Annotated in this window: 13 protein-coding genes; 8 read left to right on the top strand and 5 right to left on the bottom strand. The window is 71.1% G+C overall.

Annotated elements, in window-relative coordinates:
- Nucleotides 1-40 precede the first annotated feature (40 nt).
- On the bottom strand, nt 41-2,140 hold the full coding sequence (locus EL288_RS20060; RefSeq protein WP_033451722.1) for a TonB-dependent receptor: 2,100 nt from the start codon (nt 2,138-2,140) through the stop codon (nt 41-43).
- On the bottom strand, nt 2,137-2,565 hold the full coding sequence (locus EL288_RS20055) for an Lrp/AsnC family transcriptional regulator (protein ID WP_010931297.1): 429 nt from the start codon (nt 2,563-2,565) through the stop codon (nt 2,137-2,139). Before EL288_RS20055 ends, EL288_RS20060 begins: the two co-directional genes overlap by 4 nt.
- Nucleotides 2,566-2,718: 153 nt before the next feature.
- Here EL288_RS20055 and rocD point away from each other — a divergent pair, with 153 nt between their 5' ends.
- Both rocD and rocF read left to right on the top strand, forming a co-directional pair.
- Complete coding sequence (gene rocD, locus EL288_RS20050; RefSeq protein WP_003816336.1) at nt 2,719-3,960, top strand: ornithine--oxo-acid transaminase; 1,242 nt, start codon at nt 2,719-2,721, stop codon at nt 3,958-3,960.
- Nucleotides 3,957-4,901: an arginase gene (rocF, locus tag EL288_RS20045; RefSeq protein WP_003808362.1), complete on the top strand. Its 945-nt coding sequence runs from the start codon at nt 3,957-3,959 to the stop codon at nt 4,899-4,901. The genes rocD and rocF overlap by 4 nt, the downstream gene beginning before the upstream one ends.
- Nucleotides 4,902-4,917: 16 nt before the next feature.
- Here the strand turns inward: rocF and EL288_RS20040 are convergent, their stop codons facing one another.
- Nucleotides 4,918-5,727 (bottom strand): response regulator transcription factor, encoded by an 810-nt coding sequence (locus EL288_RS20040; RefSeq protein ID WP_003808364.1) that lies wholly within the window; start codon nt 5,725-5,727, stop codon nt 4,918-4,920.
- Between the two features lie 312 nt (nt 5,728-6,039).
- On the opposite strand from EL288_RS20040, the gene EL288_RS20035 reads away from it, so the two are divergent.
- The 3 genes from EL288_RS20035 (at nt 6,040) to EL288_RS20025 (ending at nt 8,269) form a co-directional block, all read left to right on the top strand.
- Nucleotides 6,040-6,567 (top strand): META domain-containing protein, encoded by a 528-nt coding sequence (locus tag EL288_RS20035; protein WP_003808367.1) that lies wholly within the window; start codon nt 6,040-6,042, stop codon nt 6,565-6,567.
- Nucleotides 6,568-6,658: 91 nt separating this feature from the next.
- Nucleotides 6,659-7,474 carry an META and DUF4377 domain-containing protein gene (locus tag EL288_RS20030; protein WP_003808369.1) on the top strand — a complete coding sequence of 272 codons (816 nt, stop codon included), beginning with the start codon at nt 6,659-6,661 and terminating at the stop codon, nt 7,472-7,474.
- Between the two features lie 60 nt (nt 7,475-7,534).
- Complete coding sequence (locus tag EL288_RS20025; protein WP_015064495.1) at nt 7,535-8,269, top strand: sulfurtransferase; 735 nt, start codon at nt 7,535-7,537, stop codon at nt 8,267-8,269.
- Between the two features lie 37 nt (nt 8,270-8,306).
- On the opposite strand, the gene metG is transcribed toward EL288_RS20025, so the two are convergent.
- Nucleotides 8,307-10,385, bottom strand: coding sequence for a methionine--tRNA ligase (gene metG, locus EL288_RS20020; protein WP_010925962.1), 2,079 nt, complete (start codon nt 10,383-10,385; stop codon nt 8,307-8,309).
- Between the two features lie 249 nt (nt 10,386-10,634).
- Nucleotides 10,635-10,907 (bottom strand): hypothetical protein, encoded by a 273-nt coding sequence (locus EL288_RS20015; RefSeq protein WP_003808374.1) that lies wholly within the window; start codon nt 10,905-10,907, stop codon nt 10,635-10,637.
- 101 nt (nt 10,908-11,008) lie between these two features.
- On the opposite strand from EL288_RS20015, the gene apbC reads away from it, so the two are divergent.
- Genes apbC through EL288_RS20000 form a run of 3 tightly spaced genes read left to right on the top strand, consistent with a single transcriptional unit; the run spans nt 11,009 to nt 17,673 of the window.
- Nucleotides 11,009-12,094 (top strand): iron-sulfur cluster carrier protein ApbC, encoded by a 1,086-nt coding sequence (gene apbC / locus EL288_RS20010; RefSeq protein WP_033448044.1) that lies wholly within the window; start codon nt 11,009-11,011, stop codon nt 12,092-12,094.
- A gap of 3 nt (nt 12,095-12,097) precedes the next feature.
- Nucleotides 12,098-14,002, top strand: coding sequence for an autotransporter assembly complex protein TamA (locus EL288_RS20005; protein WP_003808378.1), 1,905 nt, complete (start codon nt 12,098-12,100; stop codon nt 14,000-14,002).
- Entirely contained in the window at nt 13,999-17,673 is a 3,675-nt protein-coding gene (locus EL288_RS20000) for a translocation/assembly module TamB domain-containing protein (protein WP_126622022.1), read from the top strand. The genes EL288_RS20005 and EL288_RS20000 overlap by 4 nt, the downstream gene beginning before the upstream one ends.
- Nucleotides 17,674-17,691 lie beyond the last annotated feature (18 nt).

Raw genomic sequence — 17,691 nt, 5'->3', positions numbered from 1 at the left:
AGCCCACTATAGGGCCGCGGGCAGTGCGCCGGCAAGCCGTTCAGAATGTGTAGGCGGCGCTCAGGCCGATGCTGCCGTTGCGCCCCGGCGCCGGCTCGTAATAGCGCTGGTTGGCTTCGTTGACGATGACCGAGCCGGCGTAGCGCCGGCCGAACAGGTTGTCCACCCGCGCATAGGCGTTCCACGACCAGGCGCCGGCGCGCCAGGCGTAGCCGGCGCTGGCCGCGGCGACGAAGTAGGCCGGCGCGGCTTCGCTGTTGGCGTCGTTGACCTCGATGCGGCCCAGGTAGCGCGCTTCGATGCCGGCCTGCCACCCTTGCGGCGGGGCCCACGACAGCGCGGCGTAAAGCGCCTGCGCCGCCACGCCCGGGATGCGGTTGCCGGCCCGGATGGCGCCCGGACCGTCGTCGCGATAGCGCGCGTCCAGCCAGGTATAGGCCAGCTGCGCGCGCGCGTGGCGGGCGAACTCGCCGTTCCATTGCAGCTCCACGCCGTCGCGCCGCGTGCGGCCGGCGTTGCGGTACGTGGCGCGCCCGCCCAGGCTGCCAGCCGAGACGATTTCGTCGTCGGTTTGCGTATGGAATAGCGCGGCGGTCACCAGGCCGGCGCCGGTGCGCCATTTGACGCCGGCCTCCAGGTTGGTGCTGACGGCTGGCCGCAGGCCGAAGTTCAGTCCCGGGGCCTGGTCGGGCCGGTACGACAGTTCATTGAGCGTGGGCGTCTCGAAGCCGCGTCCGTACGAGGCGTACAGGCTCAGGTTCTCGTTGGCCGCATAGCGCAGCGCCGCCACCGGCAAGGCCTTGCGATAGGTGGCGCGTCCGCTGTCGTCGCCGTTGCCCGGCGCCTGGTAATGATCGTCCGAGTCGAAGCGCACCGTGCTGTAGCGCAGCCCCGCGTCCAGCGTCCAGCGCTCGGCGAACTGCCACGAGGCCTGCAGGTACGGGTCCAGGTTGTAGACCGTGTTGGTCTCGTCGCGCCGCAACGCGCCCTTGACGCCCAGGCCGGTGGGCGCGGCGGGCGGGCCGGTGTAGTTGTCGTAGCCGCGGCGCTGCTCCTTCATGGTGTCATAGGCCAGTCCGCCGATCAGGGTCAGCGGCAGGCCGGCCACCTGCTGGCGCGAGGTCCAGCGCAGGTCGGCGCCGCCGTAGTCGCGGCCCAGGTCGATCACGCCGCCGGCCTGCGTGGGGCTTTGCTGCACGGCCACCGGGATGGATTGGTATTGCGTGGTGCGGCGTTGTCCGTAGTACAGCATCACGCGCAGGTCGTTGCGCGTGTCGAAGGCGCGCTCGTACAGCAGGCCGCCCTGGGTCTGGCGCACGGTCTTGCGCGTATCGAAGCGCTCGGCCACCGGCGCGCTGCGCGGGTCGTCCTCGAATTGCTCGCGCGTCAGGCCCAGCGGATCCTGCGCGGTCAGGTCCACGTGGTTGGCGCTCAGCGTCAGGCGGCTGCCGTCGTCCATGCGCAGGCCCAGCCGCGCGTTGCCCAGGTTCTTGCGCGCGGCGCTGTGGTCGCGATAGCCCTCGGTCGTGAAGCGATTGAAGTCCAGCACGTAATCCAGGCCGTCTGCCGCGCTGGCGCCGCGCAGCTTGGCGCCGTAGCGCCAGGTGCCGAAGCTGCCCGCCGCCGCGCTGCCCGTCGCCTCGGGCGGATCGCTGCCCTGTTCGGTGAACACCTGCACCACGCCGCCCGACGAATTGCCGTACAGGGCCGAGAACGGGCCGCGCAGCACTTCCACGCGGCCGGCCGAGCCGATGTCGATGTTCGAGGTCTGGCCCTGGCCGTCGGGCATGGTGGCCGGGATGCCGTCCACGTACAGCCGCACGCCGCGCACGCCGAAGGTCGAGCGCGCGCCGAAGCCGCGTATCGACAGCTGCAGGTCCTGCGCGTAATTCTGGCGGTTCTGCAGCTGCAGTCCGGGCACGCCGGCCAAGCCTTCGGACAGGTTGACCTGCAGGTTGCGCGCGCGCAGCTCGTGGCCATCGACCACGTCCACGGACGCGGGCGTATCGAGCACCGAGGTGCCGGTGCGCGTGCCGCTGATGCGCACCGGCTCCAGCATGGCGGGCGCCTCCTGCGCGGCGGCCGGCCCGCCCAGCGTGGCGGCGGCGCCCAGGATGCGCAGGCGTCGCAGCGTGTTCATCGGTGGGCCGTCAACAGCAGGTTGCTTTCCGAGTTGGCCACGCCGTCGATGCTGCGCAGGTCGCGCAGCACGCGGTCGAAGGCGGGCAGGTCGGCGGCGCGCAGCTCCACCACCAGGTCCCAGCGGCCGTTGGTGGAATGCACCTGCAGCGCCTCGGGGATGCGGCGCAGCGCCGCGACCACGGCATCGGTGGCCGCGCCGCGCACTTCGATCAGCGTGATGGCGCGTATGCCGTGCTCGTCCTCATTGCGCAGGCGCACCGTGTACCCGGCCACGATGCCGCTGCGCTCGAGCCGCGCCATGCGGTTCTGCACCGTTCCGCGCGACACGTGCAGCTGGCGGGCCAGCGTGGCGGTGGGCAGGCGGGCGTCCGCGCGCAGCAGCGCCAGCAGGCGGCGGTCCAGGGCGTCGAGCGCATGATCCATGGCAGTCTCCAGGCCGTTTGGGCAGATCGCCAGCCGTAGCTGGCGATCTGCTCCATATTGCCTCAGGATTGCCATTTTTCTGGCTTTTCGCTAGCCGGGCATTTCCCTAAGATGGTCTGCAGGCCAGGCAGGACCATCCCGCAGGAGACCGCCATGAACATGCCAGCACCCGCCGCCACGCGGCGCGACCGGATCGAGGACGAACTCGGCGCCCACAACTACCAGCCGCTCGATGTGGTGCTGGCGCGCGGCAGCGGGGTCTGGCTGTACGACACGGCGGGGCGGCGCTACCTGGATTGCCTGTCCGCCTACTCGGCGGTCAACCAGGGGCATTGCCATCCGCGCATCCTGGCCGCGATGGTCGAGCAGGCGCAGCGGCTGACGCTGACCTCGCGGGCCTTCCGCCATGACCAGCTGGCGCCCCTGTACGAAGACCTGGCGCGCCTGACCGGCGCGCACAAGGTGCTGCCCATGAACAGCGGCGCCGAGGCGGTCGAGACGGCGCTCAAGGCGGTGCGCAAATGGGGCTACGAGGCGCGCGGCGTGCCGGCCGGGCAGGCGGAGATCATCGTGTGCGCCAACAACTTCCACGGCCGCACGCTGGGCATCGTCGGCTTTTCCACCGACCCGGATGCGCGCGGCGGCTACGGGCCTTTCGCGCCGGGCTTCACGGTGGTGCCGTTCGGCGACTTCGCCGCGCTGCAGGCTGCCGTCACGCCGCGCACGGTGGCCTTCCTGGTCGAACCCATCCAGGGCGAGGCTGGCGTCATCCTGCCGCCGCCGGGCTATTTCCGCCAGGTGCGCAAGCTGTGCAGCGAACGCGATATCGTGCTCATCCTCGACGAGATCCAGACCGGGCTGGGGCGCACCGGCGCTTTCCTGGCCGAGGCGCACGAAGGCATCGAGGCCGATGTCACGCTGATCGGCAAGGCCCTGTCGGGCGGCTTCTATCCCGTGTCCGCGGTGCTGTCGAACCAGGCGGTGCTGGGCATTTTCCAGCCGGGCCAGCACGGCAGCACCTTCGGCGGCAACCCGCTGGCCTGCGCGGTTGCGCGCGCCGCGCTGCGGGTGCTGCATGACGAAGGCATGATCGACAATGCGCGCGAGCAGGGCGCCTATTTCATGCAGCGCCTGCGCGCGCTGCCCGGCCCGGTGCGCGAAGTGCGCGGCCGCGGCCTGATGCTGGCGCTCGAACTCGAGCCCGACGCCGGGCCGGCGCGCGCCTATTGCGAGCGGCTGATGGCGCGCGGCATGCTGGTCAAGGACACGCACGGCCAGACCCTGCGCCTGTCGCCGCCCTTGATTGTCACGCGCGAACAGATAGACTGGGCCTGCGCGCAACTGGCGCACGTGCTTGCGCATTCCGCGCCAGGCTCTTCCGGAGGTCCATCGTGATCGCTGCATCGTTCCCCCACGGGGTCAGCCTGATCGGCGCGCCCACCGACATCGGCGCGGGCCAGCGCGGCGCTTCCATGGGGCCCGAGGCCCTGCGCGTGGCGGGCCTGGTGCGCCTGCTCGAGCGGCGCGGCCTGCAAGTGACCGATCGCGGCAACCTGCAGGGCGCGCCCAACCCGTGGCGCCCGCCGGCCAACGGCTACCGGCACCTCAACGAAGTCATCGGCTGGAACCAGCTCGTGCACGACGCCGTCAGCGCCGAGTTGCGCCAGGAGCGCCTGCCCATCCTGCTGGGCGGCGACCACAGCCTGGCCATCGGCTCGATCAGCGCGGTGGCGCGCCATTGCCGCGCGAGCGGCCGCAAGCTGCGCGTGCTGTGGCTGGACGCGCACGCCGACTTCAATACCAACCGGCTCACGCCCACCGGCAACGTGCACGGCATGCCGGTCGCCTGCCTGTGCGGCAACGGCCCCGCGGCACTGACCGGCATGGCCGGCCGCACGCCGGCCATCGAACCGGGCTGGGTGCGCCAGATCGGCATCCGCAGCGTGGACGAAGGCGAACGCAACCTGGTCTACGACGCCGGGCTGGAGGTCTACGACATGCGCTATCTCGACGAGGTCGGTATGCGCGCGGTGATGGAGGCCGCCCTGGCCGGGCTGGACCCGCAGACGCATTTGCACGTCAGCTTCGACGTCGACTTCCTCGACCCCGAGCTGGCGCCGGGCGTGGGCACGACCGTGCCCGGCGGTCCCACCTATCGCGAAGCCCAGCTGTGCATGGAAATGATCGCCGACACCGGCCTGATGCGCTCGCTGGACATCGTCGAACTCAATCCCGCGCTGGACGTGCGCAACAAGACCGCCCAGGTCGCGGTGGACCTGGTCGAAAGCCTGTTCGGCAAATCCACCCTGATGCGCCGGCGCCCCGGCAGCGCCTGAACGTGCGCGCCGGCCGCTAGTGCCTGCCGCGCGCGCCGGCCTCGTCGGCCACTTCGGCGGCGAACATATAGCCCCAGCCATGCAGGGCGCGGATCGGCAGGGGCATCTGGTGATGCGCCGCCTTGCGGCGCAAACGGCTGATCATCACGTCCACGAAACGGCTGCGTTGCGCGCCCTGGTCCGCTGCGCCGGGGGCGGACAGGTCGTCGGCGATCAGCGCCTCGCGGCTGATCTTGCGCTCGGGCGCGCGCATCAGGCGCGACAGGAACTCGCGCTCGCCCGTGGTCAGGCCCAGCGTGCGCCCGCCCGGGCTGACCAGCGTCCATCCCTGGTTGGTCAAATGCCATTTGCTGTCGGGCGGCGCCATGGCCGGCTCCAGGGCGAGCGCCTCCATGCCCAGGTCGATGCCCGGCTCGGAGCCGCGCGCAAGCTCGGCGGTCTCGGGCAGAGGCGCCAGCGCGACGATGCGGCGCAGCAGGGCCTGCAGCACGGCCGCCAGCTCCAGTCCGCTGACGTCCGTGGGCAGGCACGCGTCGGCGCCGCACAGCAGGGTGCGGATACGGCTTTCGCTGTCGGCGAACGCTTCCATCGCGATGATCCCCACCCGCCGGTCGATGGCGCGCAGCCGCGCCGCGGCGATATGGATGTCGGCAAGCGGCGCGCTCAGTATCACCAGGGGGCAGGCGTGCGCCGCGCAGTTGTCGTAGACCTCGATCAGCTCCGTGCAGGCTCGGATCTTGAAGCCGAGATAGGCAAGGTGTTCCAGCTGTTTTTGGTGCGCGGCATCGTCTCTGACCAGAAAGATGACATCGAGCGTACTGTTCATGAGTGGTGCTTCCGAATCGACTGAAGGCCGGGCGCGCGGAAAGGCGTGGCGCACCGGCGGCGCCGTCAAGCCGCACGCGCGCAACCCGCGCCGGGACGCGGCACCAATGTTGCATTTAAACATGCATGTTTTCATTTGTGAATATATATTTCAAAACATCCCTGCACGCGGGATGCTCCCGTGCGTGGCCGCCACGCAGCGCCCGTGCCGCCGCGTATAGCCTGCTTACCAAGCGGCCGGGCAAAGGGGGGCCGAATGGGGCGCACGGGCGGTTACAGTAACGGTTGTGAGATAAGCCCGGAGACCTCCCTCATGCCGATCCGCCCGTTCACGCGCGCCTGCCTGGTTGCGGCATTGGGCGCCGTCCTGGCCGGCTGCGCCAGCAACACCGGCCAGGCGCAGGCCGAAGGCGCCGCGGCCGCCAACGCCGCCACCAGCGCCGATTCCTTCGCCCAGACGACCTGGGAGCTGGTGCGCTGGACCAAGGCCGATGGCGGCTACCGGGTCATTCCCCACGGCGACAACGGCGAGCCGATCTTCCTGACCTTTTTCGCGCAGGGCAAGCAGTACCGGGTCAGCGGCTTTGCCGGCTGCAACCGCTACACGGGCGCCTACCGGCTGCGCGACGGCAAGCTGCAGATCACCGCGCCGGCCAGTACCCGCATGGCCTGCCCGCAGCCCGAGCGCGCCCGGCTCGAAGCCGACTACCTGCGCGCGCTGGCGCAGATCCGCTCGTTCACGCTGGACAGCGGCGGCGCCCCGCGCCACCTGACGTTCAACGTGCAGGGCGGCGACGTGCTGGATTTCATGCGCCGCCAGGATCCTCCCACGCCGGAATAAGCCGCGGCGCGGGCGCGTGCCGCGCGGGCAGGCCCTAAAATCGCTCCCGTGGCGCGGCCCGGCTGGGCCGCCGGTTCCTAGGAGTCCTGTCATGTCCGCAATCTCGCCGGGGCGCGTGGCGCTGTCTTTTTCCCTCTTGCTGGCCCTGGCCGCCTGCGCTGCCGATCCGGCCGGCGGCGGCGCCAGCCGGGCGCAGGCGCCCGAGCGGCACAGCGACATGCTGGCCCAGACCAATTGGGAGCTGGCCCGCTGGACCCGCCCCGGCGGCGCGCTGCGGCCGGTTCCGCATGGCGGCGCCGGCAAGACGGCGCCGATCACGCTGTCGTTCACGCACCAGCGCGGCGCCGCCCGGCTGGCCGGCTTTGCCGGCTGCAACAATTACTCGGGCCAGTACACCATCGCCAACGGCCTGCTGATCGTCACCGCGCCGCCGGTGAGCACCCGCATGGCCTGCGCGAACGCCGACCTGGCCCGCCTGGAGCAGGATTACCTGGCCGGCCTCACCGCCGTGACCGCCAGCCGGCTCGACCATGACACGCGGCCGCAGCGGCTGACGCTGGCGCTGCGCTCGGGCGACGTGCTGGACTTCGCGCGCCGCGCCGATCCGCTGGCCGGTGGCCAGCCCGGCGCGGCCAAGCTGGTGTACGTCGCGTCGAGCAAGGCGCCTTGCAGCGCCGGCGCGGGCCGGGCCCAGTGCTACCAGGTGCGCGACAGCGCCTCCCAGCCCTGGCAGCTGTGGTACGGGGACATCACCGGTTTCGCCTTCCAGCCCGGCATCGAATACCGGCTGCGCGTGGTGGAAGTGCGCGACCCCAATCCGCCGGCCGACGCGTCGGGGGTGCGCTGGGTGCTCGACCACGTGGTCGAGCAGCGCGTGGCGGCGCCGCGTCCAGCCCCCGCGCCGTAGCGCCTTGGCGGGGCGGTTTACTATTACGCCCTGTTTTTCCTTCGTTCGTGCTTTTCCGCCATGACCGCCGTCGTCAATATCGCCGCCTATAAATTCGTCAGCATCGCCAACCCGGCCGACCTGCGCGAGCCCATGCTCGAACAGGCCCGCCAGCGCCAGCTCAAGGGCACGGTGCTGCTGGCGCCGGAGGGCATCAATCTGTTCCTGGCCGGGGCGGCCGACGCTATCGAAGGCTTTCTGCGCTGGCTGCGCGCCGACGCGCGCTTTGCCGACCTGCAGGCCAAGTACAGCGAATCCGCGCGCATGCCGTTTCGCAAGCTGCTGGTCAAGGTAAAGCGCGAGATCATTCGCATGGACCACCCGGCCATCCGGCCCGAAGCGGGGCGCGCGCCCGCGGTCGACGCCGCGACGCTGCGGCGCTGGCTGGCCCAGGGCCGCGACGACCAGGGCCGCGAGCTGGTGATGCTGGATACGCGCAATGCGTTCGAGGTGGAGGTGGGGACGTTTCGCGGCGCGCTGGACTGGCGCATCGAGCGTTTCACGCAGTTCCCGCAGGCGGTGCGCGACAACCAGGCCGCGCTGGCGGGCAAGACGGTGGTCAGCTTCTGCACGGGCGGCATCCGCTGCGAAAAGGCGGCCATCTACATGGCCGAGGCCGGCATCGAGCATGTCTACCAGCTCGAAGGCGGCATCCTGAAATACTTCGAAGAGACCGATGGCGCCGGCTTCGACGGCGCCTGCTTCGTATTCGACGAGCGCGTCGCGCTCGACGCGGCGCTGGCGCCGCAGGCCTGAAACGGCCGGCCCGCGTGGCGGGCCGGCGGCGGCGCGCTCAGCGCACCCGCATGCCGGGCTGGGCGCCCGGCCAGGGTTCGAGCACGTAGATCCCGGGTTCGGCCTTCTCGTCGGCGTGGCTGGCGGCCAGCACCATGCCCTCGGACACGCCGAACTTCATCTTGCGCGGCGCCAGGTTGGCCACCAGCACCGTCAGCTTGCCGACCAGGTCCTGCGGCTGGTAGGCCGACTTGATGCCCGAGAACACATTGCGATGGCGTCCCTCGCCCACGTCCAGGGTCAGGCGCAGCAGCTTGGTCGAGCCTTCCACTTCTTCGCAATTGACGATGCGCGCGATGCGCAGGTCGATCTTGGCGAAGTCGTCGATGGTGATGGTGTCGGCCAGGGCCTCGCCGCCCGGCAGGGCGGCCGGCGCGCTGGCTTCGGCGGCGGGCGGCTCGAACAGGTCGTCCAGCAGCTTGGGATCGACGCGCTGCATCAGGTGCTTGAACGGCGCCACCCGCTGCGGCAGCTGTTGCGCGTCGCCCCAGGCGAAGTCGGCGTTCGCGCCGAACAGCTCGCGCGCCACGCGGCTGGCCAGCGCGGGCAGCACCGGCGCCAGCATCACCGACAGGGCCTTGAAGCCGGCCAGCGCGCGCGAGCAGATGTCCTGCAGGCGGGCGCGCGTGGCCGCGTCGGCGGCGCCGATGCCCTTGGCCATCACCCAGGGCTGCGCCGCGTCGAACGCCTGGTTGATGCGGTCGGCATGGGCCATGATTTCGCGCACCGCGCGGTTGTACTCGCGCGCCTCGAAGGCGGCGCGGATCGATTCGGCCTGCTGCGCGAACTCGGCCGCCAGCGCGTCCGTGTCGCCGTCGTACGCCAGTTCGCCGTCGAAGTGGCGGGTAATGAAGGCGGCGGCGCGGCTGGCGATGTTGACGTACTTGCCCACCAGGTCGCTGTTGACGCGCGCCACGAAGTCTTCGGGGTTGAAGTCCATGTCCTCGACGCGCGCGTTCAGCTTGGCCGCCATGTAGTAGCGCAGCCATTCGGCGTCCATGCCGATTTCCAGGTAGCGCAGCGGCGAGATGCCGGTGCCGCGGCTCTTGGACATCTTCTCGCCGCTGACGGTGATGAAACCGTGCACATTCAGCTGGTCGGGCGTCTTGCGCCCGGCGAACTTCAGCATCGCCGGCCAGAACAGCGCGTGGAAGTAAATGATGTCCTTGCCGATGAAGTGCACCTGCTCGGTCGGGCCGGCCGGGTCGAGCAGCGCGTCGAAGTCCAGGCCCTTGACCGCGCAATAGGATTTCAGCGAGGCCAGGTAGCCCACCGGCGCGTCCAGCCAGACATAGAAATACTTGCCCGGCGCGTCGGGAATCTCGATGCCGAAATAGGGGGCGTCGCGCGAGATATCCCAGTCGCCCAGCTTGGCCTCGCCGTCGTCGCCGCCCAGCCATTCGCGCGTCTTGGCCTGCACTTCGGCCTGCAGGTGCTTGACGCCCTGGCGGTTGGCGCCGGTGGTCCATTGCTGCAGGAACTCGACGCAGCGCGGATCGGACAGCTTGAAGAAGAAGTGATCGGACGACTTCAGTACCGGCGCGGCGCCGGTCAGGGCCGAATAGGGGTTGATCAGCTCGGTGGGCGCATACACGGCGCCGCACACTTCACACGAATCGCCGTACTGGTCCTTGGCGTGGCAGCGCGGGCATTCGCCCTTGATGTAGCGGTCGGCCAGGAACATGCCCTTGACCGGGTCGTAGAACTGCTCGATCGAGCGCGTCTCGATCAGCCCCTCGCTCTTGAGCGCGCGATAGATTTCCTGCGAGAGCGCCACGTTCTCGGGCGTATCGGTGCTGTGCCAGTGGTCGAAGCGGATATGGAAGCCGTCCAGGTAGCGCGGCCGCTCGGCGGCGTAGCGGGCCACCAGCGCCTGCGGCGTGATGCCTTCCTTTTCGGCCTTGAGCATGATCGGCGCGCCGTGCGCGTCGTCGGCACCCACGAAATGCACCGTGTGGCCCGCCATGCGCATCGAACGGACCCAGATGTCGGCCTGGATGTACTCCATGATGTGGCCGATGTGGAACGATCCGTTGGCGTAGGGCAGGGCAGTGGTGACGAAGAGCGTGCGTGACATGTCGTAGGAGGCTCAGGGGGAAGGAACGGACAAGCCGGCTATTTTAGGGCCTTTCCGCGCGGGCGCCCGGGCGCGGCCGCGCCGGCGCTCGACTGGAGGGGGGAAGGTATGGCCCGTGCCGGGGGGCGGCGTGCGCGGGCTGGCCTCAGGCCGGGCCAGGCCGGCTGGGCATGACGGGGGGCTCAGGCATGAAAACGCGCCGCCAGGCCGTGCCACGGCGGCGCTGCAGGGGCCGGCGGGACGCCGGCGTCAGCGCACTTCGCGGGCTTCGACGTCGATGACGTCGCCGCGGGGCTGGCCGAACGGGGCGCTGGCGGCCTGGAACGGACCCGGCCGGGCGGCCTGGCGCTGGCTCCAGTAGGCGCGCACGCCGAACGGCTTGCCGCGTACCTTGGCGACCAGGTACAGCACGCCCACCGCGATGGCCGTGGAGGCCATGAACACCAGGGCCATCATCATCCCGATGAGGCCGAGGAGGGCAAATAGCGCGGCGCTGAAAAAGCGGAACAGTGTATTGACCATGTAGATATGGATGTAAAACCAGGCTAAAGGTTCCCGCGTATCCGCTATCCTTCGAGTAACGGCTCGCGTAATGGCGCGATGACCCTGGGAACCATAGTGTGATGAGTATAACGATAGAACAAATCCGCGGCGCGTTGGCGGGCGTTGCCGATCCGCAGACCGGCCTGGAGCTGAATGTTTGTGTAAAAGATCGTGACATCCATCTGGCCGCGGACCCGGCCGCCCTCACGATAGAGCTGGGCTATCCGGCCGGCGGCGTGGCCGATTCCGTGCGCGCGCTGGCCGGCGCCGCGCTGGCCGCCGCGGGCCTGGGCGCGGTGCGCGTCGCGGTTACCTGGAACATCATCGCGCACGCGGTGCAGCCTGGCCTCAAGCCCTTGCCGCAGGTGCGCAACATCATCGCCGTGGCGTCGGGCAAGGGCGGCGTGGGCAAAAGCACCACGGCGGTCAACCTGGCGCTGGCGCTGGCGGCCGAGGGCGCGCGGGTCGGCCTGCTCGATGCCGACATCTACGGCCCCAGCGTGCCCGCCATGCTGGGCCTGGCCGGCCGTCCCGAAAGCCGCGACAACAAGACCATGGAGCCCCTGGTCGGGCACGGCCTGCAGGCCAATTCCATCGGCCTGCTCATCGACGCCGACGCGCCGGCGATCTGGCGCGGCCCGATGGTCACCCAGGCCCTGGAGCAATTGCTGCGCCAGACCAACTGGCGCGACCTCGATTACCTGGTCGTCGACATGCCGCCGGGCACCGGCGACATCGCGCTGACCCTGGCGCAGAAAGTCCCGGTCGCGGGCGCGGTCATCGTCACCACCCCGCAGGACATCGCGCTGCTCGATGCGCGCAAGGGCCTGCGCATGTTCCAGAAGGTGCATGTGCCCATCCTCGGCGTGGTCGAGAACATGGCGGTGCACATATGCCCCCAATGCGGCCATGCCGAGCACATTTTCGGCGCAGGCGGGGGCCGCCGCGTGGCCGAGCAGTACGAGGTGCCCTGGCTGGGCAGCCTGCCGCTGCAGCGCGCCATCCGCGAGCAGACCGACGCCGGCAACCCCACCGTGGCGGCCGAGCCGGATGGCGAGGTTGCCGGCATCTATCGCGACATCGCCCGCCGGGTGGCGGCGCGCATTGCGGCCCTGCCGCGCGACATGGCGGGCAAGCTGCCCGCCGTGGTGGTCCGGCCCGCCTGACGCATGCGTCGGATATTGCGTGTCTGCCCCGCTCTCCTGTTCGCGCTTGCCGCGGGACAGGTCCATGCCAAGCTGCCGGAGGTGATCGTCGATCCCGGCGGCGTGCCGCCGGCCGCGCTGCAGGCCATCAACAGCGCGGTCGACGCCATCGCGCGCCTGTCCGAGGACCAGGACGGCGGCGAAATCGACCGCCTGCGCCGCCGGGCGCGCGACGCGACGCTGGCCGCGTTGGCGACGCAGGGTTATTTCACGCCCACCGTCACCCTGACGCCGGGCACCGACGTGGGCGGCGAAACCTGGGACATCGCCATCGAGCCGGGGCCGCGCGCCCGGGTCGCCAGCGTCGACCTGAAATTCACCGGCCGGGTCGCGCGCCCGGAATACGCCGCGCGCATCCAGAAGTGGCGCGACGACTGGGCCCTGAAGGCCGGCCAGCCCTTCATCAACGGCGACTGGAACAAGGCCAAGTCCGGCCTGCTCGACGCCGTGTCCACGCGCGACTTCCTGCTGGCGCACATGACCCATTCGCTGGCCGAGGTGGACGCCGAAACCGCCCAGGTGCGCCTGTCGGTGGAGATCGACAGCGGCCCGGCGGTGCGCATGGGCGCATTGCAGACCGACGGCCTGCAGCGCGTGCCGGAAAGCCTGGTGCGCCGCTATGTGAAGTATTCCGAGGGCGCGGCCTACGACCAGGACAAACTCGACCAGTGGCAGCAGGAGCTGCAGTCCACGGCGTTCTTCCGCGGCGCGTTCGTCACGCTGGACCAGGGCGCGCGCGGCGGCCAGGACGACGTGAAGGTGACCGCGCCGGGCGCGGGCGCCCGCGCGCCCGGCTCCAGCGGCCTGGCCTCGGTGGCGCCGGCCGGCGATGCCGAGGTGGCGGGCGGGCCGACGGCCGCCGCGCCCGTGCTCGACTCGCAAGGCGAGATCACCCTGCCGGTGGACGTGCGCGTGGTCGAGGCCCCGCCCAAGCGCCTGGCGGTATCGCTGGGCGTGGACGACGAGGCCGGCGTGCGCTTCGAGACCATCTACCGGCAGAACGTCGTGTTCGGCCAGCCGGTCACCATGGAAACCGGCCTGGGCGTGGACCGGCTGCGCCAGCGCGCCTACCTGGACTTCAACCTGCCGCCCGACGAGCGCGGGCGCAAGGATTCCTTCGGCCTGCTGTTCGACCACTCCGACGTGCAGGGGCTGGACGTCACGCGCTATGCGCTGGGCGTCACGCGCCTGCAGGAGCGCAAGGGCGCCGGCGACAGCCGGGTCGAATACGAGACGCGCTGGGGCGGCCTGCTGGCGCACGACCACGTCAAGATCGATGGCGGCGACGAGTACGACCTGCCCACCGCCACGCTCACGGCCGAGTGGCTGCGGCGCGACGTCAACAGCAAGTACGACCCGCGCGAGGGCAACCTGATCGCCGTCGGCGGCGGGGTGGGCGCCACGCTCGACGATGGCCAGCCCTACATGCGCCTGCGGCTGCGCGGCCAGAAATGGTGGCCGATCGGCAAGCTGGACGTGCTGACCCTGCGCGGCGAGGTCGGCCGGCTCTGGTCCAACGGCCGCACCCGCGTGCCCGACGACTTCGGCTTTCGCACCGGCGGCGCGCGTTCGATCCGCGGCTACCGCTACCAGAGTATCGGCGTGGAGCAGGACGACGCCATCGTCGGCGCGCCCACGCTGGCCGTGGCCAGCGTGGAATACGACCACTATTTCAATGAACGCTGGGGCATAGGCGTGTTCGTCGACGCGGGCGACGCGGCCGAATCCTTCGGCGACATGGACATCGCCGTGGGCTATGGCGTCGGCGCGCGCGTGCGCACGCCGGCCGGCCCGCTGTTCCTGGACGTCGCGTACGGCCAGCGCGAACGCGACCTGCGGCTGCACTTCTCGTTGGGGATCGCGTTTTGAGCAAGATATGGGGCGTCGTGCGCCACATCCTGGTCTGGTGGGTGCCGGGCGTGGCCATGCTGGCCGCGCTGGCGTGCGGGTTCGTGTTCTGGACCGTGGCGTCGCAAAACGGCACGCGCCTGCTGCTCGACACCGTGGCCCGGCAGCTCGACGGCGAGATCGCGGGCGTGCGCGGCAGCGTGCTGCGCGGCCTGCGGGTCGACCGTATCCGCCTGTCGGTGGCCGACGTGGATGTGGCCGTCGACGACCTGCGGCTGGACGTGGCGTGGCGGGCGCTGGGCCAGCGGCTGCTGCATGTGCGCGAGCTGGCGGCCACGCGCGTCGAGGTCGGCCTGCATACGCCGGCCACGCCGCCGCCCGACAGCGACGAGCCGTTCGCCTTGCGCCTGCCGGTGGAGCTGGCGCTGGACCGTCTCAGCCTGGGCGAATTCGTCCTGCGCCAGGATGGCGAGCCGCTGCCCGTGAGCGCGGGCGAGCTGCAGGCCAGCCTGGCGGCGGGCCGCCACGGCGCGCGCCTGACCCTGGACAGCCTGCGCGTGACCCATGCCGTGGGCACGCTGCGCGCGCAAGGCCGCCTCGATGTGGCGAGCCTCGCCCAGCCGTGGCCGCTGACGGCCAGCCTGGATTTGCAGGCGCAGGGCAGCGGCCCCGAATCGCCGCTGTGCCTGGCGCCGCTGCTCGACGCCAGGGACAAAACGGCCAAGGACAAGGCCGCCACGGACAAGGGCAAGGACAAGGGCAAGGACAAGGGCAAGGACAAGGGCAAGGACAAGGGCAAGGACAAGGGCAAGGACAAGGGCAAGGACGACGCCGGGGAAAAGCCGGACGAGCCGGCCGACCCGTGCGGCCTCGCGCTGCAGGTCCAGGCGCAGGGCACGCTCGAACAGCTGGAGGCCGAACTGACCGGCGCCGGCCAGGGGCTGGCCCTGGAGGCGCGCGCCGGCCTGTTGCCGCAGGCGCCCTTTCCGCTGCGCACGGCCAGCCTGAAACTGACGCGGGAGGACAAGTCCAGCCTGGCCGCCACGCTGGATTGGCAGCCGCAGCCCGGCCAGCCCGGCCGCGACCGCGTCGTCGCCACGTTCGAGGCCGAGCGGCTGGACCTGCAGCGCCTGGCCGGCGAGGCCATCCCGCCGGCGATGCTGAGCGCGCGCGGCGGCCTGGACGCCGAAGTCGACGATCTCAGCCGCCTGCACCGCGCCACGCTGACGCTGGACGTGACCAAGGGCAGCAGCTGGAACCGCCACCCCCTGGCCGGCAAGGTCGCCGCCAGCGTGAGCGCGCTGGGCGATCCCCCGGGGGCTTTCGCCACGGCCGCGCCGGCGCAGCCGCACGCGCTGCCGGGCGGGCTGCGGGTCGACCAGCTCGACGTCGACCTGCAACTGGGCCCGAACCGGGTGCGCGCCCAGGGCAAGCTGGACGAACGCGCCGGCGCGCTCAAGCTGGACGCGCAGGCGCCGCGCCTGGACGCGTTCTGGCCCGGCATTCCGGGCGCGGCCAGCGTCAAGGCCGCGCTCGATGGCGCCCTGGCCCGTCATCGCGGCCGCATCGAGGCCGCCTATACGCCGGCCGACGCCCGCGCGCGCGTGCTGGGCCGCGCGCGTGCGCAGGCGCAGCTGGAGTTCAGCGGCGGCTGGGGGGCGGGGCCGGCCGCCGAGGGCGCCGCCGCCGGCTGGCGCGGCTCGGTATCGCGCCTGACGGCCGACAGCGCCGGCTTCGCGCTGGCCCTCGAGCGTTCCGTCACGCTGGCCTACGTGCCCGAGGCGCTTGCCCCGCAATGGCAGTGGCAGGTCGGCGCCACCACCCTGGCGCTGACCTTCCCCGACAAGCAGCGCGTCGCGCTGGCGCATGCCGCCTCGCGCGGCGGCGCCGGGCGCTGGGAAACCGCGGGCCGCGCCGACGCGCTGGTGATCACCGCGGCCATGGTGCGCCAGATACTGGTGGCGCTGGATCCCGAGGCCGTGGCGCGCGCCGAGCGCGACAGCGGCAGTCCGGTCAACGCCCCGGTGCCGGCGGCGCAGCGCCGCATTTCGCTCGACGCCTCGTGGGACCTCAAATTCGCCGGCGCGCTGGCCGGCAAGGTCCGGGTGGCGCGGCGCGACGGCGACCTGCGCATTCCGGGCGATCCGCCGATCCCGTTGGGCCTGCGCACGCTGGTGCTCGAGGCCAACGCCACGCCCACCGGCGGGCAGGCCAGCCGCCTCGACGCGCGGCTGGACATGGCGACCGCCAGGATGGGCGCCATCAACGGCACCGCCAGCGCCACGCTGGGCGGCCTGGCGCTGGACCCGCGCCAGCCGATCCGCGTCGCCCTCGATGCCGACGTGACCGACCTGGCCTGGCTGGGTCTGTTCGTCGGCGACACGCTGGAGGTCGGCGGCATGCTCAAGGCCAATGTGCGCGCGCAGGGCTCGCTCGACGGCAAATGGAACGCCAGCGGCACGGTCAACGGCGACAAGCTGCGCGTGGTGCGCATCGACGACGGCGTGCGGCTGATCGACGGCACGCTGCGCGCGCGCCTGCAGGACGATCGCGTCATCCTGGATTCCCTGCGTTTTCCGGCCTCGCTGCGCGTCATGCCGGCCGAATGGCGCACGCGCGAGTGGGTCAGCACCAATCCCGACGCCAAGGGCGGCTACCTGGAGGCCACCGGCCAATGGGAGCTGTCGGCCGCGCGCGGCCAGGTGCGGCTGCAACTGCATCGCTTCCCGGCGCTGCAGCGCTCGGACCGCTACGGCATGGTGTCCGGCGTGGTGACGCTGGATGCCGCGCTGCCGCGCATCTCCATCAATGGCGACATCACCGCCGACGCCGGCTGGGTCAGCCTGGAGATCCTGCAGGGCGTGCCGACCCTGGACGACGACGTCAAGGTGGTGCGGGCCGGCCAGAAGAACGCCCAAGGCGACGGTCCGCCGCTGCAGATCGACATGAACCTCAAGGTCGACATGGGGCCGCGCTTCTACATCACCGGCATGGGCCTGGATGCCGGCCTGCTGGGCTCGATCCAGATCCGCCTTCAGGAGGGAAGGCTGACCGGCTATGGCGCGCTGCGCACGCGCGGCGGGGGCATCGAGGCCTACGGCCAGAAGCTGCGCCTGCGGCGCGGCACGCTGACCTTCCAGGGCCGGCTGGACAACCCGCTGCTCGACATCGAGGCCTTGCGCACCGGCGAACAGGTCGAGGCGGGCGTGCGGGTGGCCGGCACGGCGCAGCGGCCGCGCATCGACCTGGTGTCCTATCCGGATGTCAGCGACGTCGAGAAGCTGTCGTGGCTGGTGCTGGGCCGCGGCCCGGACGCCAGCGGCGGCGACACGGCGCTGCTGCTGTCGGTCGGCACGGCGCTGCTGGGCGGCGGGCAGCCGTTCTACAAGCAGTTCGGCCTGGACGACGTCAGCGTGCGGTCCGGCGCGATCGGCAGCTCCGGCAGCCTGCTGCCCGACCGCACCGTGGCCGCCGGCGTCAACCGCGACAGCGACGCCGACCTGGCGACGCAGTTCCTGGTGGCCAGCAAGCGCTTCGCCAACGGTATCACGCTCAGCGTCGAGCAGGCGCTGGCCGGCAGCGAAACGGTCGGGCGCGCCAGCTACCGCCTGGCGCGCGGCCTGTCGCTGGACCTGAAGGCCGGCTCGGTCAACGGAATCGCGCTGGTATATCGGATCTTGCTGGATGACTGAGCGCCAAGGCGGCGGCCG

This window comes from Bordetella bronchiseptica, assembly GCF_900636925.1.
Lineage (GTDB): Bacteria > Pseudomonadota > Gammaproteobacteria > Burkholderiales > Burkholderiaceae_B > Bordetella > Bordetella pertussis.
The sequence above is the reverse complement of the archived record's forward strand: the minus strand, read 5'-3'. Positions and strand labels throughout refer to the sequence as shown.